Below are 18,482 nucleotides of genomic sequence, written 5' to 3'. Positions count from 1 at the left end.
CTAAGTTTAATTTTCGTTTAGATTCTCTTGTTTTTGTTTTTTCTCTTCTTTATGAGTTAAATATATCACAAAGTTATGGTCTTAAATGTGATTATTTTCACAATATAAGATAAATCTTAAATTTTTTTATCATAATTTTTTTCATTCTAGCAATTGCATGTTAATTAAAAAAGCCAGCACGTACTAAAGTACGCGCCAGCTTCTTCCGCCATCCACTGTCTGCATGAGCAACGAACGTTTCCCGTCACTCTTGGCCACAAGCAGCCATCCGAACTTCGCGGTAAAAAATTGCAGTTTCACTACCTGGTTGTATTCTAAATTCACCATAACATCATTCAGCTTCCCATTGACCGGCAATGCTGTCCATGTCTTCCCCTGATTCGTTGTATGGTATACCGTACCATTGTGAATGTTCCAGCCCTCTAGACTGTTCACGAAGAATGGCGCAGCACCTTTGTTGGTCTCGGCGATCCAATCGATATCGAATGGGACATAAGCCCAAGTCTTACCGCCATCATTTGTAAAATAACCGTTATACTTTACGGTATCGTTGCGCATACATCCGACCGGCATCCAGCCGATATCTGAATTATTGAAGAAGGTAGGGGTTCCAGTTAAGAAGCCGGAGCAATTCTTATATTTGCTCATATCAAAGAATTGGTCGCTCTTATTCCAGGATATACCCCCGTTCCTCGTCACATAAAATTCTGGCTGTCCAAACTCAATCGCACTAATATACCCTATCTTTTCGTTTGAGAACGTCATGGATACGGAGTTGGTCTGAATCGGAGTTGTACTCGTTGTTAAAGGTCCCGTCGGGAATAACGGGGTACTCATTACCTTAACCCAACTTGCCCCGCCATTATTTGTGAAGTAAAGCGTTTTCGTCGTATCTCCCTTTTTACTGTTATCAATCGTTAAGATCCAGCCCCGGTCCTCATTAATAAAAACACGGAAGCAACCTCATTTGCCTTAGGCAAAGAGGTTATCTTCCAGGTAATACCTCCATCGATGGTTCTTAGTACAATCGCCTCTCCGGACTCGGAAAAATTACGGATAATCCAGCCATGGGTCGGATTCTCAAAATAAATATCTTTCCCATATTGAGGATTGCTGGAGAATAATACCAATGTCGCTGGGGAGATATTGGTCCAAGTCTCACCGTTGTCATTCGTCATATACAAACGAAGTTCACTGTGGGTTATTCCCCAGGCAAGCCCCGTGGAGGCACCCAGCAACTGAAAATCCGTTAGTCTAGTCTGAATCTCATATTTATTTGTCTCGTTCACAGGACTGTCAGCTGCCGCCTTATTTCCTGCGGAATCCGGGTTAATAACAGTCAAGGTTTGTCCTTCTTCAGATAGCTCCTCCGCTTTATCCTTAGGTTCGGTAGCAGGCGAGTTGGAAGAACAGGCAGTGAGCAGCATAATAGCTGCTGTAATAATAACGATTAACGTATACCACCTTCTCAAGAACTAAAACCTCGCTTTCAATTACTCGTCGATTCCAAACATACAGCTCTATGACTCTATCTTTCTATTAAAATTATATCATAGAGCTGACATAGACTTACAATCTATCATCCTTGGCAAAGTTCACTGAGAAGTGCTGATCAGGCTTGTAGACGGCAAAACTATACCCTTTACCCTTCAAGTAAGAGATAACTTCTGGCAAGACCTTAACGGTCTGCGATCTTTCGTGCATAAGAATAACTTCCCGATCACGATGTACCTGCTTCTTGACCTGTTGAATTATTTTCTCAGGATGCTTCGGATAGTTCCAGTCCAGCGAATCAACAGTCCAGTCCCACATTTTAAAGCCGGATGTAACAATATCATCACGGAATTTCTTATCAATCATTGGCGCACTTCCATATGGGGCACGGATAAGCCATTGCTGCGTTCCGAGAATATCCTCCATTAATCCCTGTTCCTTCTGGAACTCCTTAATAAATGGAGCACTTCCATGGTCGTACAGCTTCTTCTTATCATGAGTCATACTATGCATACCAATATAATTGCCAGCTTCAGACGCCTCCTTTACGGCCTCCTCATTCCCCGACAAATTACCGCCAACCATGAAAAATGTAGCATGAATCCCGTTATCATTAAGTATTTTGACAATCTCTGATGTATATTTGCCGGGACCATCGTCAAACGTTAGATAAATCACTTTCTTACCTTTATACTGATCTTCCTTCTGAACCGGCTTCTGTGAATCATTGTTGTTCTTATCCGCTGGAGCCTGGTTCTGCGAGTCGTTGTTGTTCTTATCTGATGGAGTCTGGTTCTTATCTTTGTCCGCCTGAGTGTCATCCTTGTCGGAATCCTTCTGGTCGGCTGTCCCTTTATCTTGATCTGGTTGCTTATTCTTATCATCAGAATTGTTATCGTCATTAGGAACAACTTCTGTTCCCGAGGAGGTGTTGTCCTTCTGACTATCCAATTGTGGAGCTACGACTGTAGCTGACGAACCTGCCTTATCATCATTCATTAAATTCTTCGTTACTACTACAGTTAAAATAATTGCAGCAGACGCCAAAATAACCGCGATCGTGACAATAGGCTTAATTCGACGTTTTCTTCTGTTTCTCGATTTTCTTGATTTCCAGATTTCTGAATCTTTTGTGTTTCTAGAATTAGACATTCATATCACCGCTGTTCCTATCTTATTTATATTTATATTAATAGAATAATATATTTAGACAACGCCGTCCTTACAGAATGGTTACAATGTTTAACGGCTTAGCCAGCATACTTATCTCACTAGTTAAAAATCCTGCATAAAAACCGCAGTATTATGACATAAATAAACCATTGCCACAGACGAATGCTGACTTGTTCGACATCAATTCATTCGGCAAAAATATTAAAATTTTGTGTTTTAATTCATAACATTTTGCTTCAAATTTAATCCAATTCATGTACAATGGATGAAGTACGATTTACCGGGTACATAGATATATGTACTACTATTCGAATCAATAAGGAGTGAAGCGAATGGAATCTCAATTATGTTCAAGTAAGGTTGTCATTATCGGTACCGGTGCTGTTGGAGCAACCACTGCCTACACTTTATTGCTTCGGGAACGGGTATCCGAGTTGGTTCTGATCGATGCGAATAAAGAGAGAGCGCTTGGTGAAGCTCTAGATATGAATCACGGTCTGCCGTTTACTGGCGGTATGAAAATCTGGGCGGGCGATTACAGCGATTGCGCAGGTGCTGACATTATCGTAATTGCGGCCGGAGCTTCCCAACAGCCTGGTGAGACAAGAATCGATCTACTTAAGCGCAATGCCAATATTTTTGACAGCATCATCCATAATATTGTAAAGTACAATACCCATGGTATCATTCTTGTCGCTACAAACCCAGTGGATATTTTATCCTATGTTTCCTTAAAGAAGAGCGGATTTCCTTCCAATCGAGTCATTGGCTCGGGTACCCTGCTTGATAGCGCTCGCTTCCGTTACTTAATCGGCGAGGCCAAGGAAATAAATCCTCGTAGTATCCATGCCCATATTATTGGGGAGCATGGTGATTCCGAATTACCGTTATGGAGCCTGGCTAACGTGGCTGGTATCGATTTGGTATTTACAGATGAAGAGCGTGAGAGCATCTTCGAGAGCACGAAGAACGCTGCTTATGAGATCATTAATGCGAAGGGTGCAACCTTTTATGCCATCGCCTTGGCGCTCGACCGTATTATCGTCTCCATTCTAAAGAACGAAGCTTCTGTATTGAATGTCTCTACCCTGCTGAACGACTATAATGGAGTATCGGATGTATATCTGGGAGTACCTTGTATTGTAGACAAAACAGGTGTACGCGAAGTGCTCAATCTTGAACTTAACGATGAGGAACTGGAGAAATTCCAAGCTTCAGCTAACAAGCTTAAAGCAGCTATTGCCGAACTCGAATTGTAAATAATAAAAGCAGCCAACATGCGGTATTACCTGCGAATTGGCTGCTTTTTTTTCGAATATTATAGGTTAACCTTCTTGGTGCTGAAGGTCGACTTTTTGAACTCTCACTATTAGTATTTATTTTTTGGTTCCTTCGATGGATCGAAGATACATCATCTGCGATTCTCCGTATTGCCAGGCCCAGATACGATACTCCTCTTCCGCCCTTGCCCGGTCCAACTCGGAGATGTACCCGTCCACTACCATTTGCTTCCCTTTAAAATCGGCAACTTCAGCCCAGATCAACGCCTTGTGGACGAATTGCTCCTCCTGACGACTAGTGATTTCATGCTGGGGCAGAGATATAATATCGATCAGTTCACCAGGTCTCCATCAACAGCATCGTCAGATGGTCAGCTATTTCATTATCCATTCCAGTATCTGAACGCCATCTCAGGAAAGCATCGTAGAAGCTTTGCATCGACCGTGGAATGGGTGGACTCCATTCTATTCTATGATGGTTATAATCAAGTATGAGCAGTTTTCCTCCGCTTCTAACCCTCTTAACCATTTGCTCGATCGCTGCATAGGGATGACTCAACCATTGCAATACCCTGGCAGAAGTTACGATATCGAACTGCTGATCAAGCTGTAGATCATAAACGTTCCCCACTTCAAATGAGATACCCGAGATTCCCTGCGTCCGTGACCTCGCATTGGCTATCCATTCAGGATTGTTATCGATTCCGACGACCCTGCCCTCTGGTCCTGTAATCTCTGCAATACCTCGTGTAATAGCTCCGGTTCCACAACCTATATCCAGCACATGCATTCCAGGTCTGATCAGTTCGCCCAACCGCTTGTGAGAATCCGCAAGCGTGCGCGCGTCAATCACGCTGGAATGATTAAGTATCGCTCTTTTGCTTGCCGCTTCATCACTCATATATCCACCCCACCTTTAGAGGTTGTTCAAAAAGTCGCTTTTGATCACGAGATCACAATATTACCTTCACGACGCTTCTCACGGTCCTGACGGCTCATGAGTCGGTTCATCGCTTCCAGATATGCCTTCGCACTCGCCTCGATAATATCCGTGCTCACCCCGCGACCACTAGCAGATACCTCCCCCTGCCTCAGCACAACGTGAACCTCACCCTGTGCATCCGTTCCATGTGTCACAGAATGAATCGTGTAATCTTCCAGTTCGGCTGTAATCTCCGTGGCCTTGGAGATCGCTCGATATACGGCATCCACCGAACCATTTCCCACTGCAGCCTCCTCAACGATATCCCCATTCTCTTTGATAATCCGCACTGCTGCCGTAGGCATCGTCTTATTCCCATATGACACTTGAATATTGTCCAGCGTGAACGGCTTAGGTCCTTCTACCAGATTCCCGTCCAACAAGGCCCGGATATCTTCAGACAGAATATTCTTCTTACGATCAGCCAATACCTTGAACTTAGCAAAAGCGATATTGAGGTGTTCCTCATTAAGCTCATAGCCCATATCAATTAATTTTTCCTTGAATGCATGGCGGCCAGAATGCTTGCCGAGCACGAGCTTGCTTGAACTCGCACCGATCGTCTCCGGCGTAATGATCTCATAGGTACTACGATTCTTCAGCATACCATCCTGATGGATGCCCGACTCATGAGCAAATGCGTTAGCACCAACAATCGCCTTGTTTCCAGGTACGCTCATCCCGGTTAATTTACTGACCATACGGCTGGTGCGGTAGATCTCGCCTAAGTTCAAGGAAGTTTTCGCCCCATAATAATCACTTCTCGTCTCCAGCGCCAGCGCAACTTCCTCCAGACATGTATTACCCGCCCGCTCACCGATACCGTTAATCGTTCCTTCGAATTGATCAACACCATTTGCGATCGCGGCCAGCGTATTGGCCGTTGCCATTCCCAAGTCGTCATGACAGTGTGTGCTAAGTTGAATTTTCTCGATACCAGGTACACTGGATTTGATCGTCTTGAACATATTGCCGAACTGCTCAGGTGTTGCAAAGCCTACCGTATCTGGTAAATTAACAACACAGGCCCCAGCATCGATCGCCATCTTGGTTACTTCACACAGGAAGTCGATCTCCGTCCGGCTGGCATCCTCAGCGGAGAACTCAATCTTGCTAAAGAATTTCCGCCCATATCGAATTGCCGATGCTGCCGTCTCCAGAATTTTCGCTTTATCCATATGCAACTTGTGCTCCCGGTGAATCGGTGATGTGGCGAGCACGAGATGAAGGCAAGGATCCTCTGCATCACGCAGCGCTTCTACAACCGCATCGATATCCTTCATATGACAACGGGCCAGACTAAGCAGTGTCGCATCCTTGACTTGTCTAGATACAGCACGAATGCTCTCGATTTCTCCCGGAGAGGCTGCAGCGAAGCCCGCTTCAATTCGGTCGATCCCTAGCTTCTGAAGCTGAATGGAAATCTCGACCTTCTCCTCCGTCGTCAAGCTTACTCCCGGGATTGTTCTCCGTCACGCAGTGTCGTATCGAACACATAAATTTTTCTCATTTTCCATTCCATCCCTTCAAAATGATTTTAAAAAAACCTCCTTCGCCTCTGCGCCAGATCAAATAATTAACCTGTGCAGGGGCGAAAGAGGTTCACTTCCGCGGTACCACCCTTGTTATGCCGTCCACTCAAGACAAAATTCCAGGGTCACCCTGAAACTGCCAAATTGCAACGTACGGCCTCAGAAGAATCATAACCACTTTACGGTCTGATTCTATATGCGATAACGGGCAAAACTCCCGGCATCTCTTAATAACCTTCATCTGCAATACGCAGCGGTGTTCGGAGATGCGGCTCCAAGGTGAGTTGATACAGGGATTAAGACGGCGATTTCAGCCTGCTCGCCATTCTCTGGACATAATCCATCATATCTGGTCCTTATCTCAGCCATTCTGTATTCAATTAGGCAATCACACACCAGAACAATTCAAAATAAATCAAAAAACCCCTCTCATCCGCGCATAATATGCGCTATGGGACGAAAGGGGTTAACTTCCGTGGTACCACCCAGCTTCACTGTACATCTCAAGACATACAGCCTTAGGCAGAGCGAAAATTTTCGCGATCTGCGCACGTTAACGGGTGCAAGCGGCTCTCCCTAACGCTAAACAGCGGTTCAGGACAGCAGCTCAGAGGTGAGTCGGTACTCGGGATTAAGACGGTGATTTCAGCAGATACACCGTTCTCTGGACATAAGCGCCCGCATGACCTGATTCTCTTCATAGCCAATCTTTTCAAAAACTTGATCATATTATATTCACAAATTTAATTTTTAGTCAACATTTATTTTTTTGATAGAAGCTGTCCACATGATATCAAGAATTTTATTTGACGGAAGAGCCTGTATCTTCAATGATCAAATCTACGTCAAACTTTACATCAGCTTTGCTAAATACGATATCCCAGTCCTCTTCAACCTTCCGCCATACTTTGGGATGCTGAATACGAAAATGATTCCTGAACCCTCCGACATCGACCTGGTACACATCTTGCATTGTATGGAGCGTATCCGTCATCATATTCATAAGTTCCTGCTCGAAATAACCTTCCGCTTCTTTAATGAATTCTTCGTTATCAGCTGGCTCCTTCGTATCCCAGTTCTCAATAAGTCTTCCTTTCGACCGGATACTTACTTGGAAAGAAATATCCTCCCCGTTGATCTTAGCTTTAACCTTAGACTTGGCAGAGATGATTTCGTAGGTCATCGGATTCCCTTGCTTGTCATAGGTTTTAATCACCCCGCCTTTGACCGACCCTCGCATCCAAGATAGCGCAAGAACCTCCCGAATGGATAAGGAACCGATCCATTTCCTGTTCTTCCCCTTAATGACGGATGCCCCGGCAACAGCTACCTCATCGCTAGAGCTGGCGAGATTTTGCAGGATGAAGCTCTGCCGGAATTAATAATTCCGTCCAGCTTGGTCAGACTTTTAGGAGGCAGTACATTGTTGGCTTTGCTCCCATTCTCGGCCAGGCCCGTTAGCTCCAAGGACGGGATTTCACCAGAGTTGTTACTGACGAGAACCTCGCTCGCTTTGCTCTTACTTATAAATACAAGGCAGCTCGGTCTGATATCGTTATCTCTAAGTACGAACTTCAACAGCTTGTCAATTTCTATACGCTTCGCAAGCTCTTCTGATATGATAATCACTTTGACATGATGGCCCATCATCGGCTTGGATCTCCGTGTTGCCATCTTACGGAGCATTTGGAACATGGAGTCTCCGGTTTCTTGAATGTTCGAATACAGATCATTACTTGATTTATCCGATTTTCCAGAACTTTGTCTCATTTCAAATGGAATGATTTGAAATGTAAGTGTAACCCGATTCTTCTTCCGGTAGGAATTTCCATTCTCCGCCAGTTGTTTCTCCTCTTTCGATAGATTGCCCACGTCCATACCAAGCCCCACAAGCACCGTCTGATCCTCGATTTCTTTGATTCCCCAGCAGCCTGTGAGGTTCAACAGGACCAGGATCAAGAAAATAACTAGTAAACACCGCTTCATACGACTCATATCACCTCACACCGCCCTTTTTGAAGATCACGGCATATAGCAGCATTATAGGAGGCAGAATCATGAACAAAGAAACCCCGATATCTCCAAAGAAATCACTGAAACTATAGAGCTCATTCACGTCTCGGGGAACCCAAGCGATTATAAATATAATAGGCATCGAGAAGTATATTATCGGTTTATTATTGGTTCTAAACGTCTGCGCTAACCCTTTAGAAGATACATATTGCAAAATAGAGAAGGTGGTTAGAATTTGCATGATCCAAACCACAAGCAGGAAATAATCGAATCTCTCAAAGAAAAGCCCCTTAATCTCGAAGCTACGCAATAAGTCCACGGTCGGCCAGGTACTGCTGGTAGCCCCGTACACACTCATTCCACCGATCACCATAATAAACGCAATCAGATTCAGTATTAAAGGGACCGTGATTCCCATAATGACCGCCTTCCCTGCCTTTTCAGGTTGCTGCATTGCAGGCGTAAGGAAAAACATGAGCTCATGTCCTAGGAAGACGAGCATGGTTGAACCTACGCCCTTCAGCATAGGGAAAACTCCGTCACCAAGCACGGGGAGCAAATTATCTATTTCAAAAATTTTACTGCTCAGTAGCATAGTAAGAACAAATACTACGATCGTAATTGGTAATATAATTTCGAACAATCGGGCTATTGCCCAAGCCCCCCAGGACTAAATATAATCCGACCCAAATAAAAGACATCAAAATCGTCCATCGGGGAACCTCCTCAAGCAGATAAAGTGCCGTTACTTCAAACATCACTCTTAATTCAAATGCCGCTATGAAGATATAAAAAACGGCAAGTCCAACATTGAACACGCTTCCCAGCCACTTTCCCATAAGATCAACAGAAAATTGGAAGATCGTCTTCCCGGGAAATCGTCTGCATAATTTAACAATGCACAATCCCGCCAGCATTACCAAAAGCCCACCTATCAACAATGACATCCAGCCATCAGGAGTTTTCATACCTTCAGCAAGTACTCTTGGTAAAGTGAGAATTCCAGAGCCAAGCATGCAGTTGCTAATAATCACTGCCGTTTGTGAAGTCGTGATTTTCTTATCTTCAGTTAACATAGAATTCTCCTCCATCACGACCTCAATTTTTTCTGCGGGTGGAATCCTTCGTCTTCATCAAAATAAGGCGCCGGTTCATCAGCTTGAATGGCATACGGACAATGAAGTCCTTCCAGTCATTCCATCGGAAAGGAGACAACGGACTAATATACGGTACGCCAAAGCTCTTCAGCTTCGCCAGATGGCTACAGAGCAGTATGAAGAACAATACAGTTCCAAATAGACCAAGGAAAGCTGCAAAGAACATAGCAAGAAACCGCAGCATACGTAGTGTAATCCCCGCACTGTAGGACGGTATAGCGAATGATGAAATAGCAGTAACTGCCACAACAATAACCAGAAAAGGACTGATAATTCCTGCATTTACTGCAGCATCACCGATAATCAGACCTCCAACGATACCCATTGCGGGACCGATAGGTTTGGGCAGACGAATACCGGCTTCTCTAAGAATTTCAATCGAGACCTCCATAAGAAGTGCTTCGATAATCGAAGGGAACGGAACGGACAGTCTGGACTCTATAATCGTTACCACTAATTCGGTAGGTATCAGCCCTTGATTAAATGAAATGAACGAGATGTATATAGCAGGAGTAAATACAGCCAAGAAGGCGGTAAAGAACCGCAGTATTCGCAGCAATGAAGCCGGTATCCAGCGTTCATAATAATCTTCTGGTGACTGGAGTAACATGCTGAAGGTAACGGGGGCAAGCAACACAAAAGGAGTCCCGTCAAGTAAAATCGCCACTCTGCCCTCCATTAAAGCACCGATGACCCGGTCCGGACGTTCAGTATTCTGGATTTGCTGGAACAAGCTTAAGCTGTTGTCCTCGATCAATTGCTCCACATAGCCTGACTCCGCCAAATAATCCATATCGATCGCCTCTACGCGGCGAATGACCTCATCGACTAGTTCAGAGTTGGCGATATCTCTCATATAAGCGACGATCAGATCCTTCTGAGCACGCGCCCCAACCTTGAACTTGATCATCTGTAAGCTCTCGTTCTTGCCATGACGCCTTAATAAAGCGGTATTTTCGCTTATGATTTCGGTGAATCCCGCGCGCGGGCCTCTTAATAGACCTTCTGATACCGGCTCTTCAATCCCTCTGCTATTCCCAGCTGAGCCACTAATCATCAATACTTCCTCTAACCCTTCAACTAGTAGAGCAACAGCGCCCGTCAATATATCCTCCACGATCTGATCCAGCTGACCGGTATCACTGACTTGACTGACCGGAAGAATCTGATTCACCAAATTCTCTTTCGTGATAGGGATTTCCTGTGAGATATTGGTATCATTCCCCCTTTGTTCATCAACGACTCAAGAACCTGCGTATCCATCAGATTTTTATCATAAAGGCCATCTACATAAAGAACAGCAGCTCTATTCGCCCCCCGATTTTGAACTCCCTGATATGAATATCGCAATGATTGACGGCTTGTTGCTTAAGCACTGCGAGATCATGATCATAATTACCTGTTACCGGTTGTTCAGCAGCTATACTCTCTGAGTTGTTATTGTTCCGTAGTCCTCCCGACTTGCTAGCCTCTCTGCTCTCCGCCGAACTCCGCTTGGCCAATCTCGATTTCACCCAATTAGACAAAAGATAGAAGCCTGCGGGCAGAACAAATAACATGACCGATTGAAAAATAACGTCCCAGCCCGGAAAATGAGATACTATGACTTTCCACATATTCATCATCCTAACGGCTTCATAGCCTAGAAATTCTCGTGCTGAAAACAGATCTTTTGATACACGCACCATTAGCAACAAGTAGTCTTTCCAGAACTGTCCAAATCATGCAAAGGGAGCTTATGATCATAAGAAAAAACGCTTATCTGACGGCAAAATCACCGAAACAAATAAGCGCTTGTTATGATATTATTACAACTCATCATCATCATCTATTTTCTTATCCATCAGCCGTTGAGCGACAACCTCAAATGAATCTGGTTGCAGAAGCTCTACCGGAGAGAATGCCTTATCAAATGTAATTGATTCGCCTTCAAGAATGACAGCATAACGGCCATTCAACCTAGCGATATGAATCTCATTACCAAAGTCCGCCAGTTTCCCTTTGACAACCGTATCTCCGATTCTAAATTTTAGCTCGATCTCCGGCTTAATCTCTACGATACGCTCAGCCGCCTCGATGACCTCCGCTGGCTCCCACTTATCCTGTATTACCCGCTTCTCACTTGCTGCCCACAATTCAATTTCCTTCTCAACCTGTTGGCGCTCTTCCTCGTTCTCGTCCGGCCATTTATTCTCTACGTAAGTCTGGACGAACTCCATCATCTGCTCATTAACAATTTCCGGTATAGACATTTCGTAGGTAACAAACCGGAGGAAATCCTCGAAATACTTGGCATGGGAAGATTGATGAATCTTCAATTCCCATTCATCGGCCATTCCCTCCTCATACATATGCGGATAAAGGATAGACTTCATATTTCGTGCACTAATCGCCATCTCTACCGTGGTAATCAGGCTGCGTTCATCGGAAATCCGGGCAATTTTCGGTTCAAAGTCACATTTCAGTACGAAGATATATGGGTCCTCCGAATATTTCTCTAGCTTTGCTTGTACAACGATCAATGCCCCTCCACGAACTGAGCTCGTATCTAGGTAACTACGTACCAGATCATCACAAGCATTCTTGTAATCTTCCTTATCCTCAGCACCGCGCAGTCTCGCGAACATATTGAAATTCGGATTGCTGTCCAGTTCATAGCCAGGTTCGACAATAAAACGTCCTATCTTCGTCGGAGCCTGCTCTATCGCAGGATTCTTCTCCACCTTGCGCTTGGCGATCCGTGTGAACTCTCCGTCCAGAAAAGAACGGATCTCGCTGTCAATATACTCGTAACCGTCCATCGTCTGAAAATGCTTGTAGTTCTTAACGGTCTGGCCTTCCTTGCCCTCAACTTGAATAACGAAGAATGATAAGTAATTAACCGTAAATTTCATGAAATAATAACCCCTTACGCATCTGAAAAATCCGTAGCAGACAATAGCTCATTATATCACGAAATATGTCGTATGTGGTTTGTCTTATCGACTATTAATGTCCGCTTGGAGCGTCATCCACATGTTTGACATGATGCTGATTCATGAAAACAAACAAGACAGCGACGAGAACAAATGCAGCTCCAACAATAAATGGCACATGTGAATTGAAGCTCTCTCCTAATTTCCCTGCCAAATACGGAGCGATCGCACCACCGATAAAACGCAAGAAACTGTATGCAGCCGATGCTGTAGAACGCTCAACCGGAGCTGCATTCATAACTGCAGCTGTAATCAATGTGTTATTGTTCCCAAGCAGTGCACCTGCAACGACTACGGAGATAATAATCGCCAGCTTGGAATCCGTCCAGATTCCCATCGCGAGAAGACAGAGTGAAAACATGAATAGCATCGCACACATCGACTTAACAGTACCGAATTTTTCCTTCAAAATTGGGGCCACGAACACGGAAGTGATTGCTAGCAGAATCCCCAACCAAGAAATATATAGCCGAGGCCGTGCTCATCAACGCCCATCTCGCCCAACACTAGAGGAGCATAGGCCATCAGCGTGAAGAATCCAAAATTGTAGAAGCAGGCAGTTAATCCGAGCACAAGCAAAGAACGATGCTTCAAGGCACGGAAAGGTGCCATAATCGAGGTTTTAGATGGATTGTTACTATTTCCGGATTTCGGAGCGGATGTTTTAGACCGTGGCATGAATACGCTGAGTCCGATAAAAGCTATAACCATAAGTGACGAAACGCCAAAGAAGGGTCCTTTCCAGCTGATGGCTCCTAACCATCCACCTAGCAACGGACCGACAGAAATACCTAATCCGACCGCAGCTTCATACAAGATAACTGCCTGCGTCGTACCGCTGCCGGAAAGAGTAACAATCGCCGACAACGCGGTAGCTACGAACAACGCGTTTCCGAGGCCCCAGCCTCCTCGCATACCGATAATCATCCATATATTATCAAAATAACCACCCAAAAATGAAAATATCGCGATTATGACTATGCCTAGCAATAATGTTCTTTTAATTCCTAATCTTGAAGAAATAACGCCAGTAATCAGCATAGCAATCGCCATCACCGCATTATAGCTTGTAAACAGCAAGGATACCTCACTGCTGCTGGCATGCAAATTTTTTGCAATCGCTGGTAGGATCGGGTCGACCAAACCAAGACCCATGAAGGCAACGATACTGGCGAAGAATACGGCCCATACCGCTCTCGGTTGCTTAAGCAAGCTCGTTGCTGCTTCTTCCGGCTTCAATAGATTTGACTCAGCAGGTAATGCCGTAGTTTTTGAAGACATGTATCATTTCCCTCCCTCTCTCTTTAGAGGAAGTTCAAAAAGTCCAGTTTTGATCACGATGTGAATCATGAAGCTATTCGACGTCGAATCTTGAATTCAGCCGGGCCTTCCGGTGCTCACGTACAAACTACGTACGCTCCGCTCCTCAGTCCCTAGCTTCATCCAACCTTCTCGGTGCTGAAAACCGAACTTTTTGAACTCTCTATTCTAAATATAATTGCATAATACAACTACATCATTGTATTATACAACTACTTGGATTGATGTCAATACAATTTCGATCAACTTGCTTTGATTTATTTTACAATCCACAATATGTTACTATTAAACAATGGTTACAATAGAAGTTGTATAAATACTTGAGGTGATTCAGAAGTGAATAATCATAATCTGGAGACGATCGAGCTTGAGCTTGCTATTCTATATCGCAGAATTACAAACCGTAAGCATGAAATACTCGACCGCTCGGCCTATTTATTAATTCATCAAATTATGGCGCATGGCAAAGCTGGTGTGAAAACATTGGCTGATGAGTTTCATCTCGATATATCGACTGTCAGCAGACAGGTCTCTTCTCTTGAGGAGAAAGGCTATGTATCCCGCACTCCTGATCCGTCTGATGGCCGAGCCTATTTCCTACAAGTCACCGAATTAGGCCATCAGATATTTCAGGAGGCAAGAACTTCACGGCAGGCACGGATCGGGAATCTGCTGAAGGACTGGAGTGATGAAGAATCGGAGCAGTTCGGCACTCTCCTGCAGAGATTGAACCGGACTTTTAATTAAGAGCCTCTCTTATTACAATTTTCGTTGGTGTGGAATAGAGATGAAACTGGAGATATTGATGGCATGATCTAGGTACGTTTCTAGGTCTTTCTATTATGAATTTTTCATATGATGTATTTTTAATATGTATACGTTTTAGTTGATATTTTCAAGCCGTAATCGTGTACAATAGTAATAAGGCTCTACTTTAAACAAAGGAGATGCGCTCCCATGAATGATAGCGACTATCCTGCTGAGATTATTGAGCGGGCGATGACCACCCGAGGAGAAATCCAGCTTCAACGTAGGGGTAATGATTACGAAATCATCAGCAACGGAACATTTCTCATGGCCACTTATAATGGGGAATCGGAGCGGCTGCTCGTACGCAGCGCATTACAATATGTATCACAGCCTCAACATGTATTGATTGGCGGACTTGGAGTCGGTTTCTCGTTACAGGAGGCCCTGCTTGATCCTCGCGTGGAACAAGTTACCGTCATAGAGATCGAGCAGAAGATCATTGATTGGAACAAGACGGAACTGGCGGATGTATCCGATCGGGCTGTCGAACATCTCAAGACTAGAGTCATTCACGCAGATCTTATCGATTGGATCGGGAATACGAATGAACAGTTCGATTTAATCTGTCTGGATATTGATAACGGACCGGACTGGAAAGTGTTCGAGCAGAATCATTCACTCTACCACGAGAGCAGCTTCTGTAAACTACATAGGCTGCTTCAACCCGGTGGATGCATAACCTTCTGGAGCGCCAATGCTTCTCCTGTTTTTGCAGAACGGATGGAGCAATATTTTGGCAATGTAGAGGTGCTTGATGTCGAGCAGTCCCACGGAGAACCGGATTATATATTTCTTTCACGCAAGCTGGAGGTGTAACTACACATGAATGTACAAAAAGTAATTGACCGCAAGAAGTTGGACGAAAGAGTGGTTCACATGCCCTGGTTCGTGCAGCAATTCATTGATTATAAGCTTCCAGATCTCTCGCCCTCTACCCTGTTGGAGTATATCAGAGATTATGAGCAGTTTTTTGGCTGGCTACGCACCGAGGGTCTTTCTATCGCCGACAACAATGCAGGGGTCACACTGCTGGAACTAGAGACTTTAAGGATGGAGAGCGTCACTGGTTACCGGCTGCATTTAACGACTCGAACGGAGGGCACGAACTCGAGGATAACAGTCTCACGTAAAATGTCCTCCCTACGTTCTCTTTTTCATTATTTAAGTCAAATCGCCGAGGATGAGGATTTCTATCCACTGCTGAAGCGCAACATTATGGCTAAAGTAGAGATCAAGCGAATCCATAAACCGAAGGATACTGCGGCCAAACTGAAAGGGAAAATTCTTGAGGAGGATGAACTGATCGAGTTCATCAGCTATATTGCCGAAGGATACGGACAAGACATCGAGAACAATAAGCAGGCACTCTATGCCTATGAGCATAATAGAGAGCGCGACGCTTGCATTGCCAGCCTCATTCTCAATTCTGGACTGCGGGTATCAGAGGTCGTCAATCTGAATGTGAATGATCTTGATTTGAACAATAAGTTGCTCTATGTATACCGTAAAGGGAATAATGACGAGACCTTCAAGACTCCGGTCTACTTCCGCGAGCAGTCTAAAGATGACCTCGTACATTACACTGAATTGAGGCAGACGAGATACCGAACCCCAAAACGGGAAAAAGCTCTCTTCGTCGCCCTGCCCAACGGTCAGACTGAAGGCAAGCGAATGACAAAGAGAGCCATCCAGGCTATGATTATCAAATATGCCAAACGATTCGGCAAACCTTATCTGACGGTACATAAGCTACGCCATTCGTTTGCTACCGATTATTATTTGCAAAATGACATTTATAAGACTAAAGAGCAGCTCGGTCATGCCTCAACCGAGACGACCGAGGTTTACGCCCACTTGACCGACAAGACAATGTCCGAAGCCATCGAGCGGCGGGCGGAAGGGGAGTAGTTCCTTGCCCTATTCGGCAAGGGGCACCAGCTCCGCTTCGCCCAGAATCCAGACTGCTATCTTCTCAATCTCATCTGCAACGAATAGAGCGAGCGGGGCAGCGATGCCCACTCGCTCTATTCGTGGTGATCCATGCTCCACCATCTCTATATCCCTCATTACACAAGCCTTCACCTGATCAAGCTCCTGAAGCAATTTCTGATCCTCGCCGTTTCGCAGCATCACAATCTTCGAAAATGCTTCTTGCTTGAAGCCTTCCACCAGAATCAGATCGTAGCTACCGAAGCGCTCGATTAATTCCTCCAATGGAGTCTGTTGTTCTTCTATCAACGCCGTACGATAAGGGGAAGTGATCGCGATCGCCGCTGCACCCTGTTGGCGATAAGCGTACGTATCCGTTCCTTCATGATCGATCTCGAAGCCATGAACGTCATGCTTAATCACCGCAACTCGTAATTTCAAACTATTGAATACGGACAGCAGCTGCTTGATTAAGGTTGTCTTCCCGCTATTCTTGTAACCGACAATCTGGATGACGGGCGGCCTAATCATCGCTCACCATCCTCCGCCTGGGAGCTTCAGGACCTTGACCTGATGTCCCGCCTGAACTCCTGTTGTCGTCGGTGGTATGACGATAAGCACGTCGCTGTCCTTGATCGTGACCATCACAGACGATTCATCGAGCTTAGCCGGATAAGCCATGACCTTCCCGGAGGAAAGATCTAACCGTCCTCTGACGAACCGAGTAAAGTTGTTAATCTTCATATAGTCGCTGCCCAGCTCAGCCTCGATCTCCGCCAGAAATGGCTTCTCCCTGCCGAGCATTCCACCGATCAACGGACGCACGAACAGCTCGAAGCCTACGAAGCAAGCGCCAGGATTACCGGAAAGTGCGAATAGCAGCTTCCCGTCCTTCACCGCCGCTGTCGTCACACTGCCCGGACGCATCGTCACTTTATTGAAGAGCATTTCTACTTCCGGTCCCTTGACCATATCAGCCATAATGTCATGGTCGCCAACAGACACTCCACCAGTTGTAATCACGACATCGTAGTCGGCCAAAGCCTGCTCGATGATCCGTCGCGCCTTGTCCAACTGATCGGGAATCGCCTCTAGTAGATGAGGCTCCCCTCCCGCGTCAATGATCTGGGTCGCCAGCATATAGGTATTGCTATTTCGAATCTTGCCATCTTGAAGCGGCTCATCTACCTTCAGTAGCTCGGAACCGGTAGAGAGAACAGCAATCCGAGGACGCTTCGCAACAGGAACAGAGGCCAAGCCAAAGGTGGCCAGTACGGAGACCTCGCCCGCTGACAGCTTGCGCCCTTTCTCCAGAAGTCTGTCCCCAGCGGCAATCTCAAATCCGATCGGAGTAATATTGTTGCCTACTGGAACTGACCGTCTCAGCTTAATATATGTGATGCCGTCTTGAATCACCTGTTCAGTCATCTCCAGCATTACGACTGCATCAGCTTCATCAGGCACCTTTGCGCCTGTCATAATCCTTGCTGCTGTACCCGTAACAATCGGAACCGAAGGCAAACTGCCGCAAGGGATGTTATCAATCACTTGAAGCAGAACCGGCTCTTCTGCAGTGCAATTCTCTATGTCTCTGCTTATGACCGCATAGCCGTCCATGCCTGAGCGGCGAAAGAACGGATATGGGTGCGGCGCAATGACATCCTCAGCAAGAATGCGTCCCCTAGATTCGGTAATCTTCACTTGCTCCGTTCCCCCCAGAACGACGTATGGCATGACACGCGATTGGGCCTCTTCAACGGATACAGCATGACGGCGGAACTTATCATCGCTTGTTGTTACTGTGTTATTCATCTGTC

Annotated in this window: 14 protein-coding genes and 4 pseudogenes; 4 read left to right on the top strand and 14 right to left on the bottom strand. The window is 45.4% G+C overall.

From position 1 onward, the window contains the following. Positions 1 to 183: 183 nt before the first annotated feature. The 3 genes from RE628_RS12280 to RE628_RS12270 all read right to left on the bottom strand — a co-directional run bounded on the left by RE628_RS12280 (position 184) and on the right by RE628_RS12270 (position 2,646). Entirely contained in the window at positions 184 to 837 is a 654-nt protein-coding gene (locus RE628_RS12280; protein ID WP_309158941.1) for a WD40/YVTN/BNR-like repeat-containing protein, read from the bottom strand. An 80-nt stretch (positions 838 to 917) separates the two neighbouring features. Next, entirely contained in the window at positions 918 to 1,472 is a 555-nt protein-coding gene (locus RE628_RS12275; RefSeq protein ID WP_309158940.1) for a WD40/YVTN/BNR-like repeat-containing protein, read from the bottom strand. Between the two features lie 97 nt (positions 1,473 to 1,569). Then, positions 1,570 to 2,646 carry a polysaccharide deacetylase family protein gene (locus RE628_RS12270; protein WP_309158939.1) on the bottom strand — a complete coding sequence of 359 codons (1,077 nt, stop codon included), beginning with the start codon at positions 2,644 to 2,646 and terminating at the stop codon, positions 1,570 to 1,572. Positions 2,647 to 2,999: 353 nt separating this feature from the next. On the opposite strand from RE628_RS12270, the gene RE628_RS12265 reads away from it, so the two are divergent. Beyond that, on the top strand, positions 3,000 to 3,926 hold the full coding sequence (locus RE628_RS12265; RefSeq protein ID WP_309158938.1) for an L-lactate dehydrogenase: 927 nt from the start codon (positions 3,000 to 3,002) through the stop codon (positions 3,924 to 3,926). A 117-nt stretch (positions 3,927 to 4,043) separates the two neighbouring features. Here RE628_RS12265 and RE628_RS12260 read toward each other — a convergent pair whose 3' ends face one another. The 9 genes and pseudogenes from RE628_RS12260 to RE628_RS12220 all read right to left on the bottom strand — a co-directional run bounded on the left by RE628_RS12260 (position 4,044) and on the right by RE628_RS12220 (position 13,887). Beyond that, positions 4,044 to 4,211, bottom strand: a complete 168-nt coding sequence (locus tag RE628_RS12260) for a hypothetical protein (RefSeq protein WP_309158937.1) — start codon at positions 4,209 to 4,211, stop codon at positions 4,044 to 4,046. Positions 4,212 to 4,284: 73 nt separating this feature from the next. Beyond that, on the bottom strand, positions 4,285 to 4,848 hold the full coding sequence (locus RE628_RS12255) for a class I SAM-dependent methyltransferase (RefSeq protein WP_309158936.1): 564 nt from the start codon (positions 4,846 to 4,848) through the stop codon (positions 4,285 to 4,287). A gap of 44 nt (positions 4,849 to 4,892) precedes the next feature. Then, positions 4,893 to 6,439 (bottom strand): annotated as a pseudogene (locus RE628_RS12250) (2-isopropylmalate synthase). An 824-nt stretch (positions 6,440 to 7,263) separates the two neighbouring features. Further along, positions 7,264 to 7,767 (bottom strand): Ger(x)C family spore germination C-terminal domain-containing protein, encoded by a 504-nt coding sequence (locus RE628_RS12245; protein WP_309159452.1) that lies wholly within the window; start codon positions 7,765 to 7,767, stop codon positions 7,264 to 7,266. 20 nt (positions 7,768 to 7,787) lie between these two features. Beyond that, positions 7,788 to 8,447: a Ger(x)C family spore germination protein gene (locus tag RE628_RS12240; protein ID WP_309158935.1), complete on the bottom strand. Its 660-nt coding sequence runs from the start codon at positions 8,445 to 8,447 to the stop codon at positions 7,788 to 7,790. Positions 8,448 to 8,457: 10 nt separating this feature from the next. Further along, a pseudogene (locus RE628_RS12235) lies at positions 8,458 to 9,490 on the bottom strand (GerAB/ArcD/ProY family transporter). Between the two features lie 82 nt (positions 9,491 to 9,572). Next, positions 9,573 to 11,247 (bottom strand): annotated as a pseudogene (locus RE628_RS12230) (spore germination protein). Positions 11,248 to 11,439: 192 nt separating this feature from the next. Beyond that, positions 11,440 to 12,525 carry a DUF3900 domain-containing protein gene (locus RE628_RS12225; protein WP_309158934.1) on the bottom strand — a complete coding sequence of 362 codons (1,086 nt, stop codon included), beginning with the start codon at positions 12,523 to 12,525 and terminating at the stop codon, positions 11,440 to 11,442. A 94-nt stretch (positions 12,526 to 12,619) separates the two neighbouring features. Further along, positions 12,620 to 13,887, bottom strand: a pseudogene (locus RE628_RS12220) (MFS transporter). A 375-nt stretch (positions 13,888 to 14,262) separates the two neighbouring features. Between RE628_RS12220 and RE628_RS12215 the strand changes: the two are divergent. From RE628_RS12215 to xerS, 3 genes are all read left to right on the top strand, one after another. Continuing rightward, entirely contained in the window at positions 14,263 to 14,673 is a 411-nt protein-coding gene (locus RE628_RS12215; protein ID WP_309158933.1) for a MarR family winged helix-turn-helix transcriptional regulator, read from the top strand. 210 nt (positions 14,674 to 14,883) lie between these two features. After that, complete coding sequence (locus tag RE628_RS12210; RefSeq protein WP_309158932.1) at positions 14,884 to 15,552, top strand: spermine/spermidine synthase domain-containing protein; 669 nt, start codon at positions 14,884 to 14,886, stop codon at positions 15,550 to 15,552. 6 nt (positions 15,553 to 15,558) lie between these two features. Next, entirely contained in the window at positions 15,559 to 16,644 is a 1,086-nt protein-coding gene (xerS, locus tag RE628_RS12205; protein ID WP_309158931.1) for a tyrosine recombinase XerS, read from the top strand. A 9-nt stretch (positions 16,645 to 16,653) separates the two neighbouring features. Here xerS and mobB read toward each other — a convergent pair whose 3' ends face one another. Both mobB and glp read right to left on the bottom strand, forming a co-directional pair. Next, positions 16,654 to 17,196: a molybdopterin-guanine dinucleotide biosynthesis protein B gene (gene mobB, locus RE628_RS12200; protein WP_309158930.1), complete on the bottom strand. Its 543-nt coding sequence runs from the start codon at positions 17,194 to 17,196 to the stop codon at positions 16,654 to 16,656. A gap of 3 nt (positions 17,197 to 17,199) precedes the next feature. Next, a complete protein-coding gene (gene glp / locus RE628_RS12195; protein ID WP_309158929.1) occupies positions 17,200 to 18,477 on the bottom strand; it encodes a molybdopterin molybdotransferase MoeA in 1,278 nt (425 codons plus the stop codon). Between the last annotated feature and the right edge of the window lie 5 nt (positions 18,478 to 18,482).

Origin of the sequence: Paenibacillus sp. D2_2, from assembly GCF_031199965.1 — a bacterium.
Classification (GTDB): Bacteria; Bacillota; Bacilli; order Paenibacillales; family Paenibacillaceae; genus Fontibacillus.
The sequence above is the reverse complement of the archived record's forward strand: the minus strand, read 5'-3'. Positions and strand labels throughout refer to the sequence as shown.

Bases quoted from the DNA above. Each gene is read 5' to 3' on its own strand.
- RE628_RS12280 (WP_309158941.1), bottom strand. From the start codon at position 837: ATGAGTACCCCGTTATTCCCGACGGGACCTTTAACAACGAGTACAACT.
- RE628_RS12270 (WP_309158939.1), bottom strand. From the start codon at position 2,646: ATGTCTAATTCTAGAAACACAAAAGATTCAGAAATCTGGAAATCAAGA.
- RE628_RS12265 (WP_309158938.1), top strand. From the start codon at position 3,000: ATGGAATCTCAATTATGTTCAAGTAAGGTTGTCATTATCGGTACCGGT.
- RE628_RS12255 (WP_309158936.1), bottom strand. From the start codon at position 4,848: ATGAGTGATGAAGCGGCAAGCAAAAGAGCGATACTTAATCATTCCAGC.
- RE628_RS12240 (WP_309158935.1), bottom strand. From the start codon at position 8,447: ATGAAGCGGTGTTTACTAGTTATTTTCTTGATCCTGGTCCTGTTGAAC.
- RE628_RS12225 (WP_309158934.1), bottom strand. From the start codon at position 12,525: ATGAAATTTACGGTTAATTACTTATCATTCTTCGTTATTCAAGTTGAG.
- RE628_RS12210 (WP_309158932.1), top strand. From the start codon at position 14,884: ATGAATGATAGCGACTATCCTGCTGAGATTATTGAGCGGGCGATGACC.
- xerS (WP_309158931.1), top strand. From the start codon at position 15,559: ATGAATGTACAAAAAGTAATTGACCGCAAGAAGTTGGACGAAAGAGTG.
- mobB (WP_309158930.1), bottom strand. From the start codon at position 17,196: ATGATTAGGCCGCCCGTCATCCAGATTGTCGGTTACAAGAATAGCGGG.
- glp (WP_309158929.1), bottom strand. From the start codon at position 18,477: ATGAATAACACAGTAACAACAAGCGATGATAAGTTCCGCCGTCATGCT.